Genomic DNA, 18,855 nt, shown 5'->3' on the forward strand with positions numbered 1-18,855 from the left:
ATTGTTCGGCGGCTCCGTAGTCGGCGTTTTTAGAGTTGATATGCTTGAGTGTTGCCAACCGCGTCACCTACTTTCTTTAGGACTTCATACTTGAGGGCGGCAAGGTCGGCTATGGCGGCGCGTACCTCGCCGGACAGCGCGTTATAGGGTACGCCGTACTCGTTCAGATACCGGGCAATCTGGTTGAGGTTGCCGCCGATCCTGCCGTACTCGGCTGTGAGTTTCCCGACAGCGGAAAGCAGTTCGTCATTGACCGTTGATATATGGATAATAGGGCGTATAGCGGTGCGCCGTATCGCCTGCCGGAGAAATTCGGACTGGCTGATACCATAGGGCGCAAGCCGCGCTGTGAAGTCGGCGTATTCTTCTTCGGACAGCCGGGTTTTCACAACGCGGCTGCGGTGGGGCGTGTTGTATTTCTTTCGCATGGTCGTGACCTCCTTTCTTGCCTCATGAGCGCGGCGGGGATAAGCGGCGCAAGCCGCAAAGCAGGGTTTGGGGAAGGCACTCCCCAACAAGTTTCCCGCGAGGGGCAAAACCGCAGAATTGCGGATTTTGGCACCGTGGTAGAAACTTGCTCTGTAACTGCCGCAGACTGCCCCTGTCTGGTTCTTTCGCACATAGAACGGACAGGGCGGGGCTTCCGGCCCGCTGCGGACGGTCTTTTTTCCTTTCGCCAAAGATACTTTTGAAAGGCTGCCAGCTACCCGTTGGACGGGGATTTTTCAAAATTTCTCTTTGCCCTCTACCACGGACAATAATCAAGAATGCCAAATGCCGGGGCAAAAATTTCTCCCTCACTTACTACTCCAACTTGAAAGGGTCAAAATGGCCGAAAACAGAACCGGTCAAACAAAAAAAGCAGCAAATCTTTTTCAAGACTTACTGCTTTCGCTTGCCGCCAGTAGGCGGCAGGTATTCAGATTTATGGCTCGTCCGGCGGATAGTCAAACCGGAACTTGAATTGACAGTCAATTAGTCGCTGTTTCACATAGTCCTCCACCTCGGCATTGACCTGCCCGTTCACTTTGGAGAAATAGCGGATATATCCGGCGTAGTGGCGCAGGACGGCGTTCACGGCTTCCGGGTCGCCCTCATGGGCTTTGACGATTGTTTCATAAGGGAGCAACTTACTCATACCGGCACACCTCCATTTCCTCGCGCAGCCGCCGCAAGGCAAGCTGGATATGCCGCCCCGCTGTGCTGCGTGTCCGGCCGATATGTGCGCCGATCACTCGCTGCGGCTGGCGCAGGAAATAGTAGCGAAAAATCACTTCCTGTGTCTGCTTTGGCTGGGCGGAGAGCGCGGCGGCAAGAGCGGCGTTACAGAGCAGGACGGTCTGGCCGCAGACGGTAAAGGGGTATTCCTCGTCCGGCTCCGGCCCGGCAAACTGGACAAACTTCTCGTCCATCAGATAGTCAAGGGAAATTTGCCGCTCCCATTTCCGGCGAAGCTGCAAAATCTTATCGCGGGCAGCATAGCGGATTACTGCCTTACAAAAGGCGTTGTGCTTGCGCTGGATGTACTCCTGATAGGCTTCAAAGTCGGTCATGGAAATTCCCCCTCTCTGATAATAGTGCGGGGCGGCAGCACTCCTTGCTGTCGCCCCTTGATTGCCTATCTGCAAAGGCGGGCGGGGCTGTCAACGGCGGCGCGTATGCGCCGTTCATCTTGACCGTTGACTGGCTCGGCTGGCTTTGCTATTACCTTGCGGTAAACGTAAATGGATATGATCGCAGTAATCACTTCCGTGATCCAAAACGCATTCCAGACGCCAACCGCTCCGAGAAACCTGCTGAGTAAAAACGCAGCCGGGATGATTACCACTACATACCGGCAAAGAGAAATCAGTAAGGAGGGCGTGCCTTTCCCCAGCCCCTCCAATGCGCCGGAAGAAGTAACAGAAACCGCCGAGACGATAAATCCGGCCCCGATAATGCGCAAGGCAGTTTCCCCGGCCTGGATCGTCGCTTCCGTGTGGGTAAACAGCCCTATCAGCTGGCCGGGGATCAGCAGACATATCGCGGTTCCAAGCACCATAATGATACCGCTCATGCACAAAACAATCTGATAAATCTGGCTGACTCGTTTGTGCTCCCCTGCACCGTAGTTATAGCCGATCAGGGGGCGCATCCCCTGCACAATGCCATTCGCCGGAAGATAGATGAAGGTCTGCAATTTGTAATAGATCCCCAAAACCAGAATATACACTTCGGAATAGGCAGCTAAAATCGCATTGAGCGCCGAAATCAAAAGAGACGGAAGTGCAAGATTCAGGGTTGCGGGAATGCCGATAGAATACAGCTTGATGACCATCTTTTTGCTGGGCAAAATGTACTGCCTGCGGATATGCACGCGAATTGGCCGCAAAAGATAGACTACAAGGTAAATCGCCAGTGTCAGAGCCTGTCCGATGCCGGTTGCCAGCGCAGCGCCTTCAATTCCCATTTCCGGGAATGGGCCATAGCCAAAAATCAGAACGGGGTCTAAGACGATGTTTGTGATGCACCCGCACATCAGGCTGATCATGGTTGTCTTCATGTTTCCTACTGCCTGGAACAGTTTCTCAAACGCCATGCTGACGGTAACAATGAGCGTAAAGGCGAACGCAACGATAGAATAGCGGACGCCAAGTTCAATGACCGCTTCGGATGAAGTGAACATCCGCAGGAAAACCGGCATGATGGCGATACAGCAGACTGTCATAACAACGCCATGAATCACGGCAAGCACAAGTCCCTGCGTGGCGGCCTGATCCGTTTTTTCATGATCCCCCGCGCCCAGATAGAAGGCGATCACTGCATTGATCCCAACGCCAAATCCAATTCCGGCAGCATTGATAAAATTTTGAACCGGGTAAACCAACGATAATGCCGTCATAGCCTCCTCGCTGATCTGCGCGACGAAAAAACTGTCCACAATGTTGTAGAGGGAATTGACCAGCATGGATAACACCATAGGCAGGGACATGGATAAAATCAGAGGCAATACCGGTTTCTCTTTCATGAAAGTATCGTTCATAATTCCTCCTTCGCAGAACACGTTATGATTTTTTACGGTGATACCAGGCCATCATTATGAGAGCAACAAGCAAGGTGCCGGTTTCCGCGACAGGGAATGCAAGCCAGATTCCGTTCAGATGGAACAATTTGTCCAGACACCATAGTGCAGGCACAAGGAAAAGCATCTGCCTGCATAATTGGATTGCCATGCTGAAACCTACTTTTTCTGTGGCCTGAAAATAGGTGGAAATCATGGTGGAAAGGCCGCAAAACAGATAACTTGTCGCCATAATCCGCATAGCGGATATTCCAAAGGAGCGCATGGCTTCCGACGCCGTAAATAATCCCAAAATCTGCGCCGGAAAGAGGAGGACAGCCAACGTCCCCAGTATCATCATGCCGGTGACCAGAGCGGTACCGTATCGGAAAGCGGAATGCAGCCTTTCGCTGTTGCCTGCGCCATAGTTAAACCGCATAACTGGCAAACAACCCTGGATCAAACCGTTTACTGTCATGACGATCAGCTGCTGCACCTTAAAATATGCGCCGAAGAAAGCAATCGCCGTATCGGAATACGCCACCAGAAACAGATTAACGAAGGTTACCATAAACGAACTGAGGGCGTTCATAATAAAAGATGGCAGGCCAAAGGCAAAAATATGGCGGATCATCTGCTTTTGCAAATGAAAACCTTTGATTTTTACCCGCACTTTCTGCTTTTTGCCCAGCAGCAAAGCAAATGCCAGAATCATGGACAGCAAATAGCCTGCAACCGTAGCCACCGCAGCGCCGCGGATTCCCATAGCCGGGAAAATGCCAATCCCAAAAATCAGGATGGGATCGAAGACAAAGTTGACCACCACGCCCGCGATCTGGAACCACATGGGGGCAACCATATTTCCGGTGGCCTGTATCATCTTCTGGATGGCGATATGCACCATATTGGGAATTTGCATGAACGAACACACGCTCATATAGGCGATACTCAACTGATAAATTTCTTCATTATTGGTGAATGCCCGAAAGTAGGGTTTCATAATCAGCAAGGACAGAAGGTTGAGCAAAGCACCAATTCCAAAGGCCAGCAACAATCCATGTGTGACGGTGGTATTTGCTTCATCCTGCTTTTTCTGTCCAAGATACCCCGCAATCAGTACATTCACGCCGACACCAATCCAGATAGACGCCGCATTCATCAGTGTTGTAATCGGGAATGACAGAGAAACAGCGGTCAGCGCATTCTCACTCAACCGCGCCACAAACGCGCTGTCTATTAGGTTATAGGAATATTGCAGGAACATGGAGATCAGCGGCGGTATCGACATTTGCCAAATGAGCTTTCCAACGGGCGCAACTGCCATTTTATTACTGGTCTGCATACTTTCCCTCCTCTCCACAAAGTGTCCGGCGCAAAAAAAATTGCGCCGGACAGCAGGATCATTAAATCCGAACGATATAGTTTTGTTTGCGTGCTGCGGGTTGACTGGCTTCCTGGGCTGGATACCCCAATGCAACCGCCCCAACACCACGCAAGGTTTCCGGCAGCTTCCACTCCCGCAGGAGAGCCTTTCCTTTTTCGCTGTCAAAAATCTCGCGTTCCCGATGCACCCATACGGTTCCAAGGCCAAGGGCATGGGCGGCCAGCATCATATTTTCAAGGACGCAGCTTCCGTCTTCCACAAAGGTGCTTGCGGAGCCATCTGCCAGAACCAAAACCACGACAGGCGCGCCATAATAGGGGTCTGCGTTGCTCCCCATCACTTCTGCGTTTAACTTTGCGATCTCCTGTCTATATTTGGGGTCTGTAATTGCAATAATGGTGGGGGATTGACGTCCGCCGCCGGTAGGCGCGTAAGTCCCCGCTTCCAGTACAGCGTCCAACGCCTCGGCAGGGACAGGCTCCGATTTATAGACCCTTACGCTGCGGCGCGTCTTGATCAGAGATAAGAAGTTGTTTTCCATAAAAAATCATCCTCCATTCTGCCAACACTTCCGAGATACGGGCAACAAAAAAGCCACACAACTATCATAAGACAGTTGTGTGGCAAAAAGATGACCGAATCCGGAAAAGTCCACTCAAATTTTACGTCTATTATTATAGCGATCTTTCAGGAGACTGTCAAGCATCAATCATTACGGAATTGTGGCGGCTGTCTGTTGTTTTTTTGTGTTACTTTATGGCACATGAGCATTTGCTCAAGGAACATACTTACCTACATGTAGCAAGCGGCGATACTCCTATTCTGGAATATCGCCGCTTGCGTTCTTATATATCGAAACTTGTCACATCAAGGTTCTTTCAAAAATGGTGTAGTAGTGGTGTAGTAAGCGCCCTTCTGCTCCAAAGAACCACTGATTTTACAGGCTTTTTCAGGACTTTTCGAGATATTGCCGTGACAGACAAAAAGCACTCGAATCATATAAAAATCCCTCGTTTTTTTCTAAATTTCCAACACAAAAATAGGGGAACAGACGAAAGTCTGTCCCCCTGGTCTGGTTTTCTTACCCCTCCTGGCGGTACAGGGCCACCAGGGCGCTGGCGCCGATGCGGTCGGCCCCCGCCTCCAGCATGGCCTGGGCCTGCTCAAAGGTGCGGATGCCGCCGGCGGCCTTGATGCGCACGTCGGGGCTGATGTGCTCCCGGAACAGGGCCACATCCTCCACGGTGGCGCCGCCGGAGGCGAAGCCGGTGGAGGTCTTGATGAAGTCGGCCCCGGACATGGAGACCACCCGGCAGGCGGCGATTTTTTCCTCCCGGGTCAGCTGGCAGGCCTCCACAATGACCTTCAGGATGTGGCCGTTGCAGGAGGCTTTTACCGCTTTGATCTCCTCCAGCACGCCCTCCCAGTCGCCGGACTTGGCCAGGCCGATGTCCATGACCATGTCGATCTCGTCGGCGCCGTTGCGGATGGCGTCCTCGGTCTCGAACACCTTCACCTCCGGGGTGGAGTAGCCGTTGGGGAAGCCCACCACGGTGCAGATTTTCAGGCGGTTCTTCACATAGTCCGCCGCCCGCTTCACATAGCGGGGGGGGATGCACACGGACGCGGTCTCATAGGCCATGCCCTCGTCGCAGATGGCCTGGACCTCCTCCCAGGTGGCGGCCTGGGTCAGCAGGGTGTGGTCCACCCGCTTCAGCACTTCTTTATGATCCATAACACTGATCCTCCTTATCAGACGTGGGGGTTCCCACGAAAGAGCCAAAAACTACCTCTATTTTACCGGACGGCACCCCGTCTGTCTACCCGGAAAATCGCCAAAAAACGCATCCGTCCGCCCCGGGCCGCCGAAAGAGGGGGCAGGCAGAGAAGTATATTCCAAGAATACCCAATTTATGACGGGCCTATTCCGGAGCACGGGGAGGAATCAGCTCTGTTTTCTGGCCCGCTCCATGGCCGCCGCCACCGGGCGGGAGCGGCTGAGGCGGTTGTTCTGCCGCTGGAGCAGGGCGTTGATCTGTCCGGCGGCCTGCTCCACTTCGGCGTGGAAGGTGGTGGCGGATAGGCGCAGGGCCCCGTGGCCCAGAATGATCATCTGCTCGGCGTAGTCGGAGGTGGCCACCCGCACCCGGTACTTCTTCCGGCTGAGCTCGTAGGTGGTCTTTTCGATGTAAGCGTCCGCCGTCTCCGCCTCCTTGGTGTACACCACATAGATGTTGTGGTATTTGGAGATCTCCCCCGTCCCCCGGGGGACCTTGTAGGCGTCGAACACCAGGATCACCTGGCACTTCTTATAGCCCTGGTAGTTGCTCATCAGGTCCATGAGCTTCTGCCGGGCGGCGTCCAGGTTGTCCCGGGCGATGGCTTTCAGCTCGTCCCAGGCGAAGATGATGTTGTACCCGTCCACCAAGAGATACTCCGGGCCCAGGTCCTCCGGGGTCTTGATGGCCTGCTTTTCGGGGAGCTCGTCCCGCCGCTTCGGCTTGGCCTGGGGCCGGAAGTCCCGGCGCTGGACGGGGCCGTAGGTGCGCTCGAAGATGGCCATGAGCTCGTCGTCCCCCTCCAGAGAGCCGGAGTACACCGAGCCCTTCCGGGGCGGGGGAGGGGCGGCGGGGGCGGAGTCCTCCTCCGGCGCCCCGAGGTCCAGGCCGCTGTCCAGGTGCATGTGGGCCTTCACCTGGTCCCACTTGACGATGTACCCGGCCCCGTGGTCGCAGAATACCGAGTCGGGGGTGTTTTCCACATCCCGCTCCACGTCGTAGCCGATTTGAGCCACGATCTCCTCCTGATTGGGACAGGGCCGGTACCCCGCCGGGGTGAGGGTGAGCCGCCCCATCCCCCGGGTGTAGGCGGCCACCTGGGCGGCGTAGTCCTGGAGGCCGGACACCGGGGCGGAGCCGGTGAGCAGGGTCATGTCCCCCAGAACCTCCGGGGCCTGGAGCTCGCCCCCCATCCGCTGGAGGTCGGACATGGCCCGGCCCACCTGGTCCGGGGGCAGGAGGAGCCGCAGGTCGTACCAGGGCTCTAGCAGAACGCTCTCCGCCTGCATCAGGCCCTGGCGCACCGCCCGGTAGGTGGCCTGGCGGAAGTCGCCCCCCTCGGTGTGCTTCACATGGGCCCGGCCGGTGAGGAGGGTGATGGTCACGTCGGTGAGGGGGGAGCCGGTGAGCACCCCCAAATGCTCCTTCTCCATCAGGTGGGTGAAGATGAGCCGCTGCCAGTTCCGGTCCAGCACGTCCTCGGGGCAGGCGGTGGCCAGGTGGAGGCCGGAGCCCCGTGGGGCGGGCTCTAAGAGCAGGTGGACCTCGGCGTAATGGCGCAGGGGCTCAAAGTGGCCCACCCCCACCACCGGGGCGGCGATGGTCTCCTTGTAGAGGATGCTGCCGGTGCTGAAGGACACCTCCAGGCCGAACCGGTCCCGGATCAGGCGGGTGAACACCTCCAGCTGCACCGGGCCCATGAGCTGCAGGCGGATCTCCCGGGCCTGCTCGCTCCAGGCGATGTGGAGCTGGGGGTCCTCCTCCTCCAGCTGGCCCAGCTGCTTCAGGGCGGTGTGCACGTTGGTCCCCTCCGGCAGCCTCACCTGGTAGGAGAGCACCGGCTCCAGCAGGGGGATGGGGGACTCGCCCTCAAAGCCCAGCCCCTCCCCGGCGTGGGTGCGGCTCAGACCGGCCACGGCGCACACCGCCCCGGCGGGCACCTGGTCCGCCGCCCGGTACTGGGCCCCGGAGTAGATGCGCAGCTGGTCCGCCTTCTCCTCCCACACCTGGTCCTCGGGCAGGCCGGGGCGGCGGTTGGTGAGCAGGTCCTTCACCTTCAAGGCGCCTCCCGTCACCTTTAAATAGGTGAGGCGCACCCCCTGGGGGTCCCGGGCGATCTTAAAGACCTTCCCGCCGAACTCCGAGGGGTAGAGGGGCGGGACGGCGTACCGCTCCACCCCCCGAAGAAACTCGGTCACCCCCTCCAGCTTCAGGGCGGAGCCAAACCAGCAGGGGAACACCTTCCGGTGCCGGATGAGGGAGATCACATCGGCGTCCTTCAGGACCCCCGTCTCCAGATACTTCTCTAAAATGCCCTCGTCGCACACGGCGGCGTCCTCCTGCCACGCATCCTCCGGGGCGGAGAAGTCCACGCAGCCCGCGCTGAGGCGCTGCCGGAGCTGCTCCAGCAGGGCGTCCCGGTCGGCTCCCGCCAGATCCATCTTGTTGATAAAGAGAAAGGTGGGGATGTGGTACCGGGACAGGAGCCGCCACAGGGTGAGGGTGTGGCCCTGGACCCCGTCGGTTCCGCTGATGACCAGAATGGCGTAGTCCAGCACCTGGAGGGTGCGCTCCATCTCGCTGGAGAAGTCCACGTGGCCGGGGGTGTCCAGCAGGGTGATGGTCATGGACTCCAGGGGGAGCACCGCCTGTTTGGAGAAGATGGTGATACCCCGCTCCCGCTCCTGGGCGTCGGTGTCCAGAAAGGCGTCCCCGTGGTCCACCCGGCCCAGGCGGCGCAGCTGGCCGCTGGTGTACAAAAGTCCCTCGGACAGGGTGGTCTTGCCCGCGTCCACATGGGCCAGAATGCCCACTGTCAAATGTTTGTGTTCCATACGCAACATCCTAAATCCGCAAAAATTCCATCCAAAAATGGGGCCGCTCCCATGGGGCGGCCTTCCGGCTGCCGAAAAAGTCCTTGAACTTTTTCGACAGCCGGGAAAATGCCGTTACTTTTGTGCCGCACAGCGGCGCAAAAGTCCTCGCGCCCTCGCCGGAAGCCTTGCGCAGCAAGTCTTCCGGGGCATTTGATCCCATTCGAGGCGGGCGGCTGCCCCCTCGAGCTCCCCCGCCCAGACTGAGGCGGATTCGGTTCAACAGAAGTTTTCAGCAAACTGCGGGCCGCTCCCCTGGGGCGGCCCTGTGTTGTTTGCTTTTATTGTAGCATGTCCCGGTCGGGGAATCAATTCAAGGTTTCCGGGGGCGGAAGAAGGAACCAGTTGCGGACTCCCTAAATTTGTATTATAATATGTATTGGAATGAGGGGCGTTTTCCCGGGAAAACATAAATTTGACCGGACCATTTCACCGGGCGGCGGAGACAGACGTACTATTTTCGGAGCCGCACCGCCGTGCCGGCGGGGGTGGTCAATTTTCCCAAGGCGGACGGCTGACAGCCGAAATTCTTTGGCTTAAACAATCATAGCGCCGGAAAACCGTTTTTGAAGGAAACAAAAATTTACGTTTTCTGAACACCTGAGACAAAATCCTTGATGCGATTCTAACGGAAAAGGTATGTAAAATGATATCTGAGCATACATAAAACAGGAACAGGGGAGCGCCCCCTGACGCGCAGTCCAAATACGGTCTGTACCGCCTGAGAGTTTAGGCCTTGTTTGAAAAATGTCAACATGCCCAAACGGCGGGTCTTTTTCCGCCATACTGCGTTGATTTTCCTTGCAATACACAAAGTATTGCCGCGTCAAATCGCCTTGTCTGGCAAAAAAATCCCTCGCCGTTGGGCACATTTCCAATTTTCAAACAAGGCCTAGGCGGGGCATGAAAGAATTCGAGGGAACCATGAGCAAAGAGAGAACCATTCTTCAAGTTGGTATTGACGTAGGGTCTACCACCACCAAAATCGCCGCCCTGGACGTAAAGTCCCGGCGGGTGATCTACTCCGACTATCAGCGGCACCACGCCGACCAGGTAAAGAGCGTCTCCGACGCTCTTTGGAAGCTTTATGGGCGTTTTCCCGACGCCCAGTTCCACCTGGCCCTCACCGGGTCGGGGGCCAAGCGGCTGGGGGACGCCCTGGGCGTGCCCTATGTCCAGGAGGTGGTGGCCAACTCCATCGCCCTGCGCTCCAAGTATGAGGATGTGGGCACCGCCATCGAGCTGGGCGGCCAGGACGCCAAGATCATCTTCTTCCGGAAGAACGCCGACTCCGGCCAGCTGGAAGTGGCGGACATGCGCATGAACGGCAGCTGCGCCGGAGGCACCGGCGCTTTTATTGACGAGGTGGCGGCCATCCTCCACGTGTCCATCGAGGAGTTTGACGCCCTGGCGGCCAGGGGGGACTGCGTCTACGACGTGTCCGGCCGGTGCGGCGTGTACGCCAAGACCGACATCCAGCCCCTGCTGAACCAGGGGGTGTCCAAGGAGAATCTGGCCCTGTCCGCCTTCCACGCCATCGCCAAGCAGACCATCGGCGGCCTGGCCCAGGGCCTGGAGATCAAAAAGCCGGTGGCCTTCGAGGGCGGCCCCCTCACCTTCAACCCCACCCTGATCCGGGTGTTTGCCCAGCGGCTGGAGCTCGCCCCCGAGGACATCCTGGTCCCGGAGCGCCCGGAGCTGATGATGGCCTACGGTGCGGCCCTGTCTCTGGAGACCCTGTACGCCGGACAGGACACCCAGATCCGCCCGGAGCGGATCATGGACGGCCTGCAGCACGTGAAGGAGGCCGCCGGAGAGGGGGAGAAGGGCCGGCCCTTCTTTGAAAGCCAGGAGGAGCGCCGGGCCTTTGAGGAGAAGCACGCCCTGCCCCGCTGGGAGCCCATCCGGCTCCACCCGGGACAGAAGGTGCGGGCCTACCTGGGCATCGACTCGGGCAGCACCACCACCAAGTTCGTCCTCATGGACGAGGAGGAGAACATCCTGGACTCCTTCTACTCCCCCAACCAGGGGGCGCCCCTGGACGTGGCGAAAAAGGCCCTGCTGGAGCTGCGGGACCGGTACCGCAGCGCGGGGGCGGAGCTGGAGATCCTGGGGGTGGGCACCACCGGCTACGGGGAGCAGCTCTTTGCCAACGCCTTCTCCGCCGAGTGCCACGTGGTGGAGACGGTGGCCCACGCCCGGGCCGCCGCCAAGTATGTGCCCAACGCCACCTTCCTGCTGGACATCGGCGGCCAGGACATGAAGGCCATCTGGCTCTCCAACGGGGTCATCACCAACATTGTGGTCAACGAGGCCTGCTCCTCCGGCTGCGGCTCCTTCCTGGAGAACTTCGCCGCCTCCCTGCATATTCCGGTGGACCAGATCGCCCAGGCGGCCTTTGACGCCCAGAACCCCGCCCATCTGGGCAGCCGGTGCACCGTCTTTATGAACAGCAGCATCGTCACCGAGCAGCGCAACGGCAAGCTGCCCGGGGACATCATGGCGGGCCTGTGCCGGTCCATCATTGAGAATGTCTTTACCAAGGTGATCCGCATCTCTAACCTGGACTCTCTGGGGGACACCATTGTGGTCCAGGGGGGCACCTTCCGCAACGACGCGGTGCTCCGGGCCCTGGAGCAGTACACCGGCCGCAGCGTCATCCGGGCCCCATACCCCGGGGTGATGGGGGCCATCGGCGCGGCCCTGCTCACCAAGGAGCGCATGGCGGGGCAGGAGCGCACCTTCATCGGGCTGGACGCCCTGGAGGACTTCACCTACACCCAGCAGGCCAACTCCCCCTGTCCCTTCTGCGCCAACCACTGCAAGCGCACCATCATCACCTTCTCCAACGGCAGCTCCTGGGTGACCAACAACCGCTGCGAGCGGGGCGAGATCCTGGGCGACCCCAGGGACGAGGCGGTGCGGGAGCAGCTCCAGGCCAAAAACCAGGAGAAGGAGAAGATTCCCAACCTGTTCCAGCTGCGGGAGAAGCTGCTCTTCCAGGAGTACCCCGTCTCCCAGGTTAAGGAGCGGCGGGACACGGTCATCGGCCTGCCCCGGGTGCTGTCCTTCTGGGACACCATGCCCTTCTGGTCCACCTTCTTCCGCGCCCTGGGGTTCGAGGTGAAGCTGTCCCGCCCCAGCACCCGGAAGATGTACGAGAGCGGCCTGTCCGCCGTCACCTCGGACACCGTCTGCTTCCCCGCCAAGCTGGTCCACGGCCACATCCGGGACCTGGTGCAGCAGGGGGTGGACCGGATCTTCATGCCCTCGGTGACCACCGTCCCCTCGGAGAACACCCAGAAGACCAGCGAGTCCATGTGCGCCGTGGTGAAGGGCTATCCCCTCATCATCCGCAACTCCGACGACCCGGAGCGCCAGTGGGGGGTCCCCTTTGACGCCCCCCTGTTCCACTGGTACACCGACGAGGACCGGCTGGGACAGCTGACAAAGTACATGGAGGACGCCTTCCAGATCCCCGCCCAGGAGACCCACGCCGCCATCAAGGCGGCGGACCGGGCTCAGTGGATCTTCCGCCACAAGCTGGTCAAGGCGGGGGAGCAGGTTCTGAAGCAGGCGGAGGAGCAGGGAACCTACGCCGTGGTGCTGGCCGCCCGGCCCTACCAGACCGACGCCCTGGTGAACCACGACCTGCCCGCCCTGTTCACCAGCCTGGGGATTCCGGTGCTCACCGTGGACTCGGTGCCCCACGCCAACGAGGTGGACCTGAGCCGGAGCGCCCTGGATATTGTGAACAACTACCACGCCCGCATGCTGTCCACTGCCATTCTGGCCGCCCAGGACCCCCGGATGGAGTATGTGCAGATCGTCAGCTTCGGCTGCGGCCACGACGCCTACCTGTCCGACGAGATCATCCGCCTCATGGGGGAGATCTCGGGCAAGACCCCCCTGGTGCTGAAGCTGGATGAGAGCGACGTGCAGGGGCCCCTGCGCATCCGGGTGCGCTCCTTTGTGGAGACCCTGGCCATGCGCCGGGAGCGGGAGAAGTCCGACCCGATCCAGGAGTTGGAGGACCCCTATCCGGTGAAGTTCAGCAGGCGGGACAAGAAGAAGCGCCTGGTGCTCATCCCCAACGTGTCCCACGCCTTCTGCCGGGTCATGTCGGCGGCCATGGGCAAGGACGGCCTGCGCACCGTCCCCCTGGAGGTGGGCCGGGAGGAGGCCATCCGCCTGGGCAAGCAGTACGTCCACAACGACATCTGCTTCCCCGCCCAGGTGGTCATCGGCGAGGCTCTGGCCGCCCTGCGCAGCGGCAAGTACGACCTGGACCACGTGGCCGTGGCCATGGCCAAGTATGTGGGGGACTGCCGTCTCACCCATTACAGCGCTCTGCTGCGCAAGGCCCTGGACGACGCGGGCTTTGCCCAGGTGCCCATCGTCACCAACGACGGGGAGGACAGCCACGACCAGCACCCGGGCTACCGCATGAGCCTGGCCGCCTCCATGCGCATCGCCTTCGCCCTGCCCATGATCGACGTGCTGGAGGAGCTTCTGAGAAAGATCCGGCCCTATGAGACGGTGCCGGGCAGCGCAAATAAAGCCTTTGAACAGGCCATGGATCTGCTCATCGGCGGCCTGGAGCGCCAGGGCATCCGGGGGGCCGAGAAGGGCTTCCGGAAGGCTGTCCAGGTGATGAAGGGGGTGGAGTACGACCGCTCCAACCCCCGGCCCACGGTGCTCATTGTGGGCGAGTATCTGCTGAACTTCCACCCGGGCGCCAACCACGACATTGAGGACTACCTGGAGAAAAACGGCTTTGAGATCATCGAGGCCCGCATGACCGACGTGATCCGGAAGCTCTACTACAACAAGGACACCCAGATCAAGGAGTACCACGTCCATAAGCCCATGGGGGAGAAGGTCTGGTACGCCACGGCGGACGCCATCTTCGAGGCGGCCCACGCCATGACCGACCGCATCGCCAGGGAGCACCCCCTCTATGAGCGGGCCACCCGCCTGCCCGAGCTGGTGCACGCCAGCGACCCCATCATCCACCACACCTTTGACGCCGGCGAGGGCGTGCTCATCCCCGGAGAGATCCTCCACCACGCCGCCCGGGGCTGCCGGGCCTTCGTCATCCTGCAGCCCTTCGGCTGCCTGCCCAACCATGTGGTGGGCCGGGGCGTGGCCAAGCGGCTGAAGGAGATGTACCCCGACGCCCAGATCCTGCCCCTGGACTACGACCCGGACGTGAGCTTCGCCAACCTGGAGAACCGCCTCCAGATGCTGGTGATGAACGTGAAGGGCAAGGAGGCCCAGAAGCAGACGCCCGATGTGCAGGAGGAGCGGGACTCCTCCGACATGGCCAAGGCCATGTGATGGACGGAACATAAAAACTCCGCCGCGAGGAAACCATCCTCGCGGCGGAGTTTTTTCAGCTTGAAATAAGGACAAGGTTATTTGCCGGGCTTGAAGCTGTCCTTCAGGCTCACCGCCCGGTTGAACACCAGGGCGCCGGGCTTGGAGTCCTTGCTGTCCACGCAGAAGTAGCCCAGACGGAGGAACTGATACTGGGCGGGGGCCTGGGCGCCGGCCAGAGAGGCCTCCAGCTTGCAGCCCTCCAGCACCTCCAGGGAGCTGGGGTTCAGGCAGTCCAGGAAGTTCTTGTCCCCGGCGTCGGGGTCGGGGTCGGTGAACAGGTTGTCGTACAGCCGCACCTGGGCGTCCACGGCGGTGGCGGCGTCCACCCAGTGGATGGTGGCCCCCTTCACCTTCCGGCCGTCGGCGGGGTTGCCCCCTCTGGACTCGGGGTCGTACTCGGCCAGCACCTCCACCACGTTGCCCTCCGCGTCCTTGACGCAGCCGGTGCAGCGGATGAGGTAGGCCCCCTTCAGGCGGCACTCGGGGCCCTGGGGGTACAGGCGCTTATACTTGGGGATGGGGGTCTCCAGGAAGTCGTCGGACTCGATATACAGGTTCCGGGAGAAGGACACGGTGCGGGTCCCGGCGTTGGGGTCGTTGGGGTTGTTCTCCACCTCCACCATCTCGCTCTCCCCCTCGGGGTAGTTGGTGATGGTGAGCTTGATGGGGCGCAGCACCGCCATGGCCCGCTGGGCGTGCTCGTTCAGGTCCTCCCGCAGGCAGTGCTCCAGGAAGCCGTACTCCACGGTGGAGGTGTTCTTGGCCACGCCGATGCGGTCGCAGAAGTTGCGGATGGAGGCGGGGGTGTAGCCCCGGCGGCGCAGGCCGCACAGGGTGGGCATCCGGGGGTCGTCCCAGCCGGACACATAGCCCTCCTCCACCAGCTTGCGCAGCTTCCGCTTGGACATGACCGTGTAGTTGATGCCCAGGCGGGCAAACTCGATCTGCCGGGGCTTGTTGGGCACGTCGGTGTTGTTGATGACCCAGTCGTACAGGGGCCGGTGGTCCTCATACTCCAGGGAGCACAGGGAGTGGGTGATGCCCTCCAGGGCGTCCTGGATGGGGTGTGCGAAGTCGTACATGGGGAAGATGCACCACTTGGTGCCCTGGCGGTGATGCTCGATATACCGGATGCGGTAGAGCACCGGGTCCCGCATGTTGAAGTTGCCGCTCTCCAGGTCGATCTTGGCCCGGAGGGTGTACTTGCCCTCGGGGAACTCCCCGTTCTTCATCCGCTCAAACAGGTCCAGGGACTCCTCGATGGGCCGGTCCCGCCAGGGGGAGCGGGCGGGGGTGTTCACGTCGCCCCGGTACTCCTTGAACTGCTCAGGGGTGAGCTCGCACACATAGGCCAGCCCCTTCTTGATGAGGCCCACCGCCAGCTCATAGGTCTTTTCAAAGTAGTCGGAGCCGTAGAAGAACCGGTCCCCCCAGTCGAAGCCCAGCCAGTGGATGTCCTCCTTGATGGCGTCCACAAACTCGGTGTCCTCCTTGGCCGGGTTGGTGTCGTCCATGCGCAGGTTGCAGATGCCGCCGAACTTCTCGGCCGAGCCGAAGTCGATGATCAGGGCCTTGCAGTGGCCGATGTGGAGATAGCCGTTGGGCTCGGGCGGAAAACGGGTATGAACCTGCATGCCGGCAAAGCGCCCGCCGGGGGCGATGTCCTCCGCGATAAATTCATGGATAAAGTTCTGGCTGGGAGCGGGCTCGCCCTTCTCGGGGATGCCGTTTTTCAATTCTTCCGCCATAGTTTAGCCCTCCTGTCTCTTTGGTGGGATATTAACTTGCTTATTTTACAACAGATGGCAGCGGGTATGCAAGGCTTTCTTCCGAATTTCCGCGATTTTCGGGGGAGGCCCGGCGGCGGGGGAGGCGGGACAAAAAACCTCCCCCGCCGGGGAAAAGTCTCCGGTCCCGCTCTTTACGCGCCCTCCGCTTCCTGTTATAATATATAAGTTAAAAGCGGGCCTGTGCTCTGGAGGAGGGGCCGGCGGGCGGGAGGGTTCGGATGATGAAGCCATTCATCAAATTATACCACGGCTATCTTCACTTGACCCGGGGCCTGCCGCGGATGCCCCGGAATCTGCTGACCACGGTGCTGTTTCTGTGCGCCGCGTGCATCATCAGCGGGGAGCTTCTGCGGCACACCGGGGGAGAGAACAACTCCGACCTGGTTTTTATTCTGGCGATTATGTGCATCTCCCTGCTCACCGACGGATATTTTTACGGCATCGCCGCCTCGGTGGTGGGGGCGCTGTGCATCAACTACTTTTTCATGTTCCCCTTCCGCGCCTTCTCCCTGAGCATCTCCGGCTATCCGGTCACCATGCTCAGCATGGTTGCCATCTCCGCGGTGATCTGCGCGCTGACCGGGCGGATCAAGGCCCAGGCCATCGAGGCCACCCGGCGAGAGCAGGACACCAAGGCCCTCTACGAGCTCAACGCCAAGCTCAACGAGGAGAAGGCGGCCATTCAGCTCCAGGCGGACCGGGAGACCATCCGGGGCAATATTCTGCGGGCGGTGTCCCACGACCTGCGCACCCCCCTCACCGCCATCTCCGGAGCGGCCTCCGTGCTGCTGTCCAGCGAGGAGATCGCCTCCTCGGAGCGCAGCGCCTCCCTGGTGCGGGACATCAAGAGCGACGCCGACTCCCTGAGCGCCATGGTGGAAAACCTGCTCTCCATCACCAAGATCCGGGACGGGGTCATGCCCCTGAACAAGCAGGAGGAGATGCTGGAGGAGGTGGCGGGGGACGCCCTGCTCACCATGCGCCGCCGGTTTCCCGACTGCCCCATCGCCCTGGAGCTGTCCGACGATATTTTGTATCTCCCCATGGAGCCCATGCTCATCAAGCAGGTGATCGTCAATCTGCTGGAGAACGCCATCCGCCACTCCGGGGACCGGGAGCACATCCGCCTGCGGCTGTTCCGGCAGGAGGACTGGGCTGTGGTGGAGGTGCGGGACCGGGGCAGGGGCATCTCCCCGGAGGTGAGCCAGGCGGTGCAGCTGGGCCGGCCTCTGGAGGACAACCTGTCCGGGGACTCGTCCCGGGGGATGGGCATCGGCCTGTCCGTGTGTCAAAGTATCATAAAAGCCCACGACGGCTTCTTCGCCGCCGGGAACGACCCGGAGGGCGGGGCGGTGTTCCGGTTTGGGCTTCCCATGGAGGAAACAAAGGATGAATGAGAAACGTGTGATCCTGGTCATCGAAGATGAGCGCACCATCAGCAACTTTATCTGCCGGGCGCTGAACGCCAACGACTATAAATCCATTCCGGCCTTCAGCGGGAAGGAGGGGCTCTCCCTGTTCTTCTCCCACAGCCCGGACCTGGTTCTGCTGGATCTGGGGCTGCCCGACATGGACGGCATGGAGATCCTTCAGGAGCTCAGCGGCCTGCCCCAGGAGACCCCGGTCATCATCATCTCCGCCCGGGACCGGGAGTCGGAAAAGGTGAAGGCCCTGGACATGGGGGCGGACGACTACATCGTCAAGCCCTTCGGCGTGTCCGAGATGCTGGCCCGGGTGCGCACCACCCTGCGCCGGTCCGACCGCCTGCGGCTGAGCCAGGGGTCCCAGAAGGACGTCTACCACATCAAGGACCTGACGGTGGACATCGCCAAGCACCAGGTGCTCCTGGACGGGGAGGAGGTCCACTTCACCCAGAACGAGTTCAAGATCCTGGAGCTGCTGTGCATCCACGCCGGGAAGGTGCTCACCTACGACTTCATCCTGGAGCACGTGTGGGGCCCCTACGGCAGCAGCAGCAACCAGATCCTCCGGGTGAACATGGCCAACATCCGCCGCAAGCTCAAGGAGAATCCCTCCGAGCCCAAATATGTCCTGACCGAGCTGGGCATCGGGTACCGGATGCTGGAGGACTGAGGCGGGGAGCCCGCCCGGTCCGCCCGGAGCGGCGCCGGATTCCAGATTATGTGTGTTTTGCCCCTATCTCTGGAAAAATCGACGTTTTTTGCGGGAAAATTCCCCCGGAAGCTAAATAAAAAACGGGCGGTTGTATGTTGTTTGTGAAAAATCCCAGTTGACTTTCTGGTAAAACCTGTTACAATACGCTTGAAATATTTAGTTAAAAAATTTTAACTAAAATATTGGAAGGACCATGAGAGAAGATTTGAGAGGAGAATTCCTATGTTTGAAAAAGTACGTGATATCATTGTGGATACCCTGAGCTGTGAGATGGAGGACGTCACCATGGAGGCCGATCTGGCCGAGGACCTGGGCGCCGACTCCCTGGATGCCGTGGAGCTGAACATCGCTCTGGAGGAGCAGCTGGGTCTGTCCATCGCCGATGAGGACCGCCCCAACATGAAGACCGTGGGCGACATCGTCCGCTATCTGGAGGCTCTGGAGAGCAAGGCCGAGTAATTCAAAATTTTAA

General features: G+C 60.0%; 14 protein-coding genes. 4 read left to right on the forward strand and 10 right to left on the reverse strand.

The features are described 5' to 3' along the window. Positions 1–29 precede the first annotated feature (29 nt). The 9 genes from H6B31_RS10550 to H6B31_RS10585 form a co-directional block, all read right to left on the reverse strand. The gene (locus tag H6B31_RS10550; RefSeq protein ID WP_204898476.1) at positions 30–428 is read right to left on the reverse strand and encodes a plasmid mobilization protein; all 399 of its coding nucleotides are present in this window, start codon (positions 426–428) and stop codon (positions 30–32) included. A 497-nt stretch (positions 429–925) separates the two neighbouring features. Then, a complete protein-coding gene (locus H6B31_RS10555; protein ID WP_183776472.1) occupies positions 926–1,138 on the reverse strand; it encodes a helix-turn-helix domain-containing protein in 213 nt (70 codons plus the stop codon). Continuing rightward, positions 1,131–1,553, reverse strand: coding sequence for a sigma-70 RNA polymerase sigma factor region 4 domain-containing protein (locus tag H6B31_RS10560; protein WP_204898477.1), 423 nt, complete (start codon positions 1,551–1,553; stop codon positions 1,131–1,133). Before H6B31_RS10560 ends, H6B31_RS10555 begins: the two co-directional genes overlap by 8 nt. Before the next feature lie 65 nt (positions 1,554–1,618). Beyond that, positions 1,619–3,022 carry an MATE family efflux transporter gene (locus tag H6B31_RS10565; RefSeq protein WP_204898478.1) on the reverse strand — a complete coding sequence of 468 codons (1,404 nt, stop codon included), beginning with the start codon at positions 3,020–3,022 and terminating at the stop codon, positions 1,619–1,621. A 22-nt stretch (positions 3,023–3,044) separates the two neighbouring features. Beyond that, positions 3,045–4,382, reverse strand: a complete 1,338-nt coding sequence (locus H6B31_RS10570) for an MATE family efflux transporter (protein WP_204898479.1) — start codon at positions 4,380–4,382, stop codon at positions 3,045–3,047. A 61-nt stretch (positions 4,383–4,443) separates the two neighbouring features. After that, entirely contained in the window at positions 4,444–4,965 is a 522-nt protein-coding gene (locus H6B31_RS10575; protein ID WP_204898480.1) for a nitroreductase family protein, read from the reverse strand. A gap of 326 nt (positions 4,966–5,291) precedes the next feature. Then, positions 5,292–5,423 (reverse strand): hypothetical protein, encoded by a 132-nt coding sequence (locus H6B31_RS17540; protein ID WP_267872920.1) that lies wholly within the window; start codon positions 5,421–5,423, stop codon positions 5,292–5,294. A gap of 82 nt (positions 5,424–5,505) precedes the next feature. Beyond that, complete coding sequence (gene deoC / locus H6B31_RS10580) at positions 5,506–6,159, reverse strand: deoxyribose-phosphate aldolase (RefSeq protein ID WP_204898481.1); 654 nt, start codon at positions 6,157–6,159, stop codon at positions 5,506–5,508. 210 nt (positions 6,160–6,369) lie between these two features. Then, positions 6,370–9,045 carry an NYN domain-containing protein gene (locus H6B31_RS10585; protein ID WP_430691894.1) on the reverse strand — a complete coding sequence of 892 codons (2,676 nt, stop codon included), beginning with the start codon at positions 9,043–9,045 and terminating at the stop codon, positions 6,370–6,372. A gap of 954 nt (positions 9,046–9,999) precedes the next feature. On the opposite strand from H6B31_RS10585, the gene H6B31_RS10590 reads away from it, so the two are divergent. Further along, positions 10,000–14,415 (forward strand): acyl-CoA dehydratase activase, encoded by a 4,416-nt coding sequence (locus H6B31_RS10590; protein ID WP_243418991.1) that lies wholly within the window; start codon positions 10,000–10,002, stop codon positions 14,413–14,415. 77 nt (positions 14,416–14,492) lie between these two features. Here the strand turns inward: H6B31_RS10590 and H6B31_RS10595 are convergent, their stop codons facing one another. Beyond that, entirely contained in the window at positions 14,493–16,205 is a 1,713-nt protein-coding gene (locus H6B31_RS10595) for a glutamine--tRNA ligase/YqeY domain fusion protein (RefSeq protein WP_204898484.1), read from the reverse strand. Between the two features lie 263 nt (positions 16,206–16,468). Here H6B31_RS10595 and H6B31_RS10600 point away from each other — a divergent pair, with 263 nt between their 5' ends. The 3 genes from H6B31_RS10600 to acpP all read left to right on the forward strand — a co-directional run bounded on the left by H6B31_RS10600 (position 16,469) and on the right by acpP (position 18,842). Next, positions 16,469–17,644, forward strand: coding sequence for a sensor histidine kinase (locus tag H6B31_RS10600; RefSeq protein ID WP_204898485.1), 1,176 nt, complete (start codon positions 16,469–16,471; stop codon positions 17,642–17,644). Next, positions 17,637–18,341, forward strand: a complete 705-nt coding sequence (locus H6B31_RS10605; RefSeq protein WP_191342466.1) for a response regulator transcription factor — start codon at positions 17,637–17,639, stop codon at positions 18,339–18,341. Before H6B31_RS10600 ends, H6B31_RS10605 begins: the two co-directional genes overlap by 8 nt. A 264-nt stretch (positions 18,342–18,605) precedes the next feature. Continuing rightward, positions 18,606–18,842, forward strand: coding sequence for an acyl carrier protein (acpP, locus tag H6B31_RS10610; protein WP_204898486.1), 237 nt, complete (start codon positions 18,606–18,608; stop codon positions 18,840–18,842). The last annotated feature ends 13 nt before the right edge of the window (positions 18,843–18,855 follow it).

The sequence above is a fragment of the Pseudoflavonifractor capillosus genome (assembly GCF_016899775.1).
Taxonomy (GTDB): Bacteria; Bacillota; Clostridia; order Oscillospirales; family Oscillospiraceae; genus Lawsonibacter.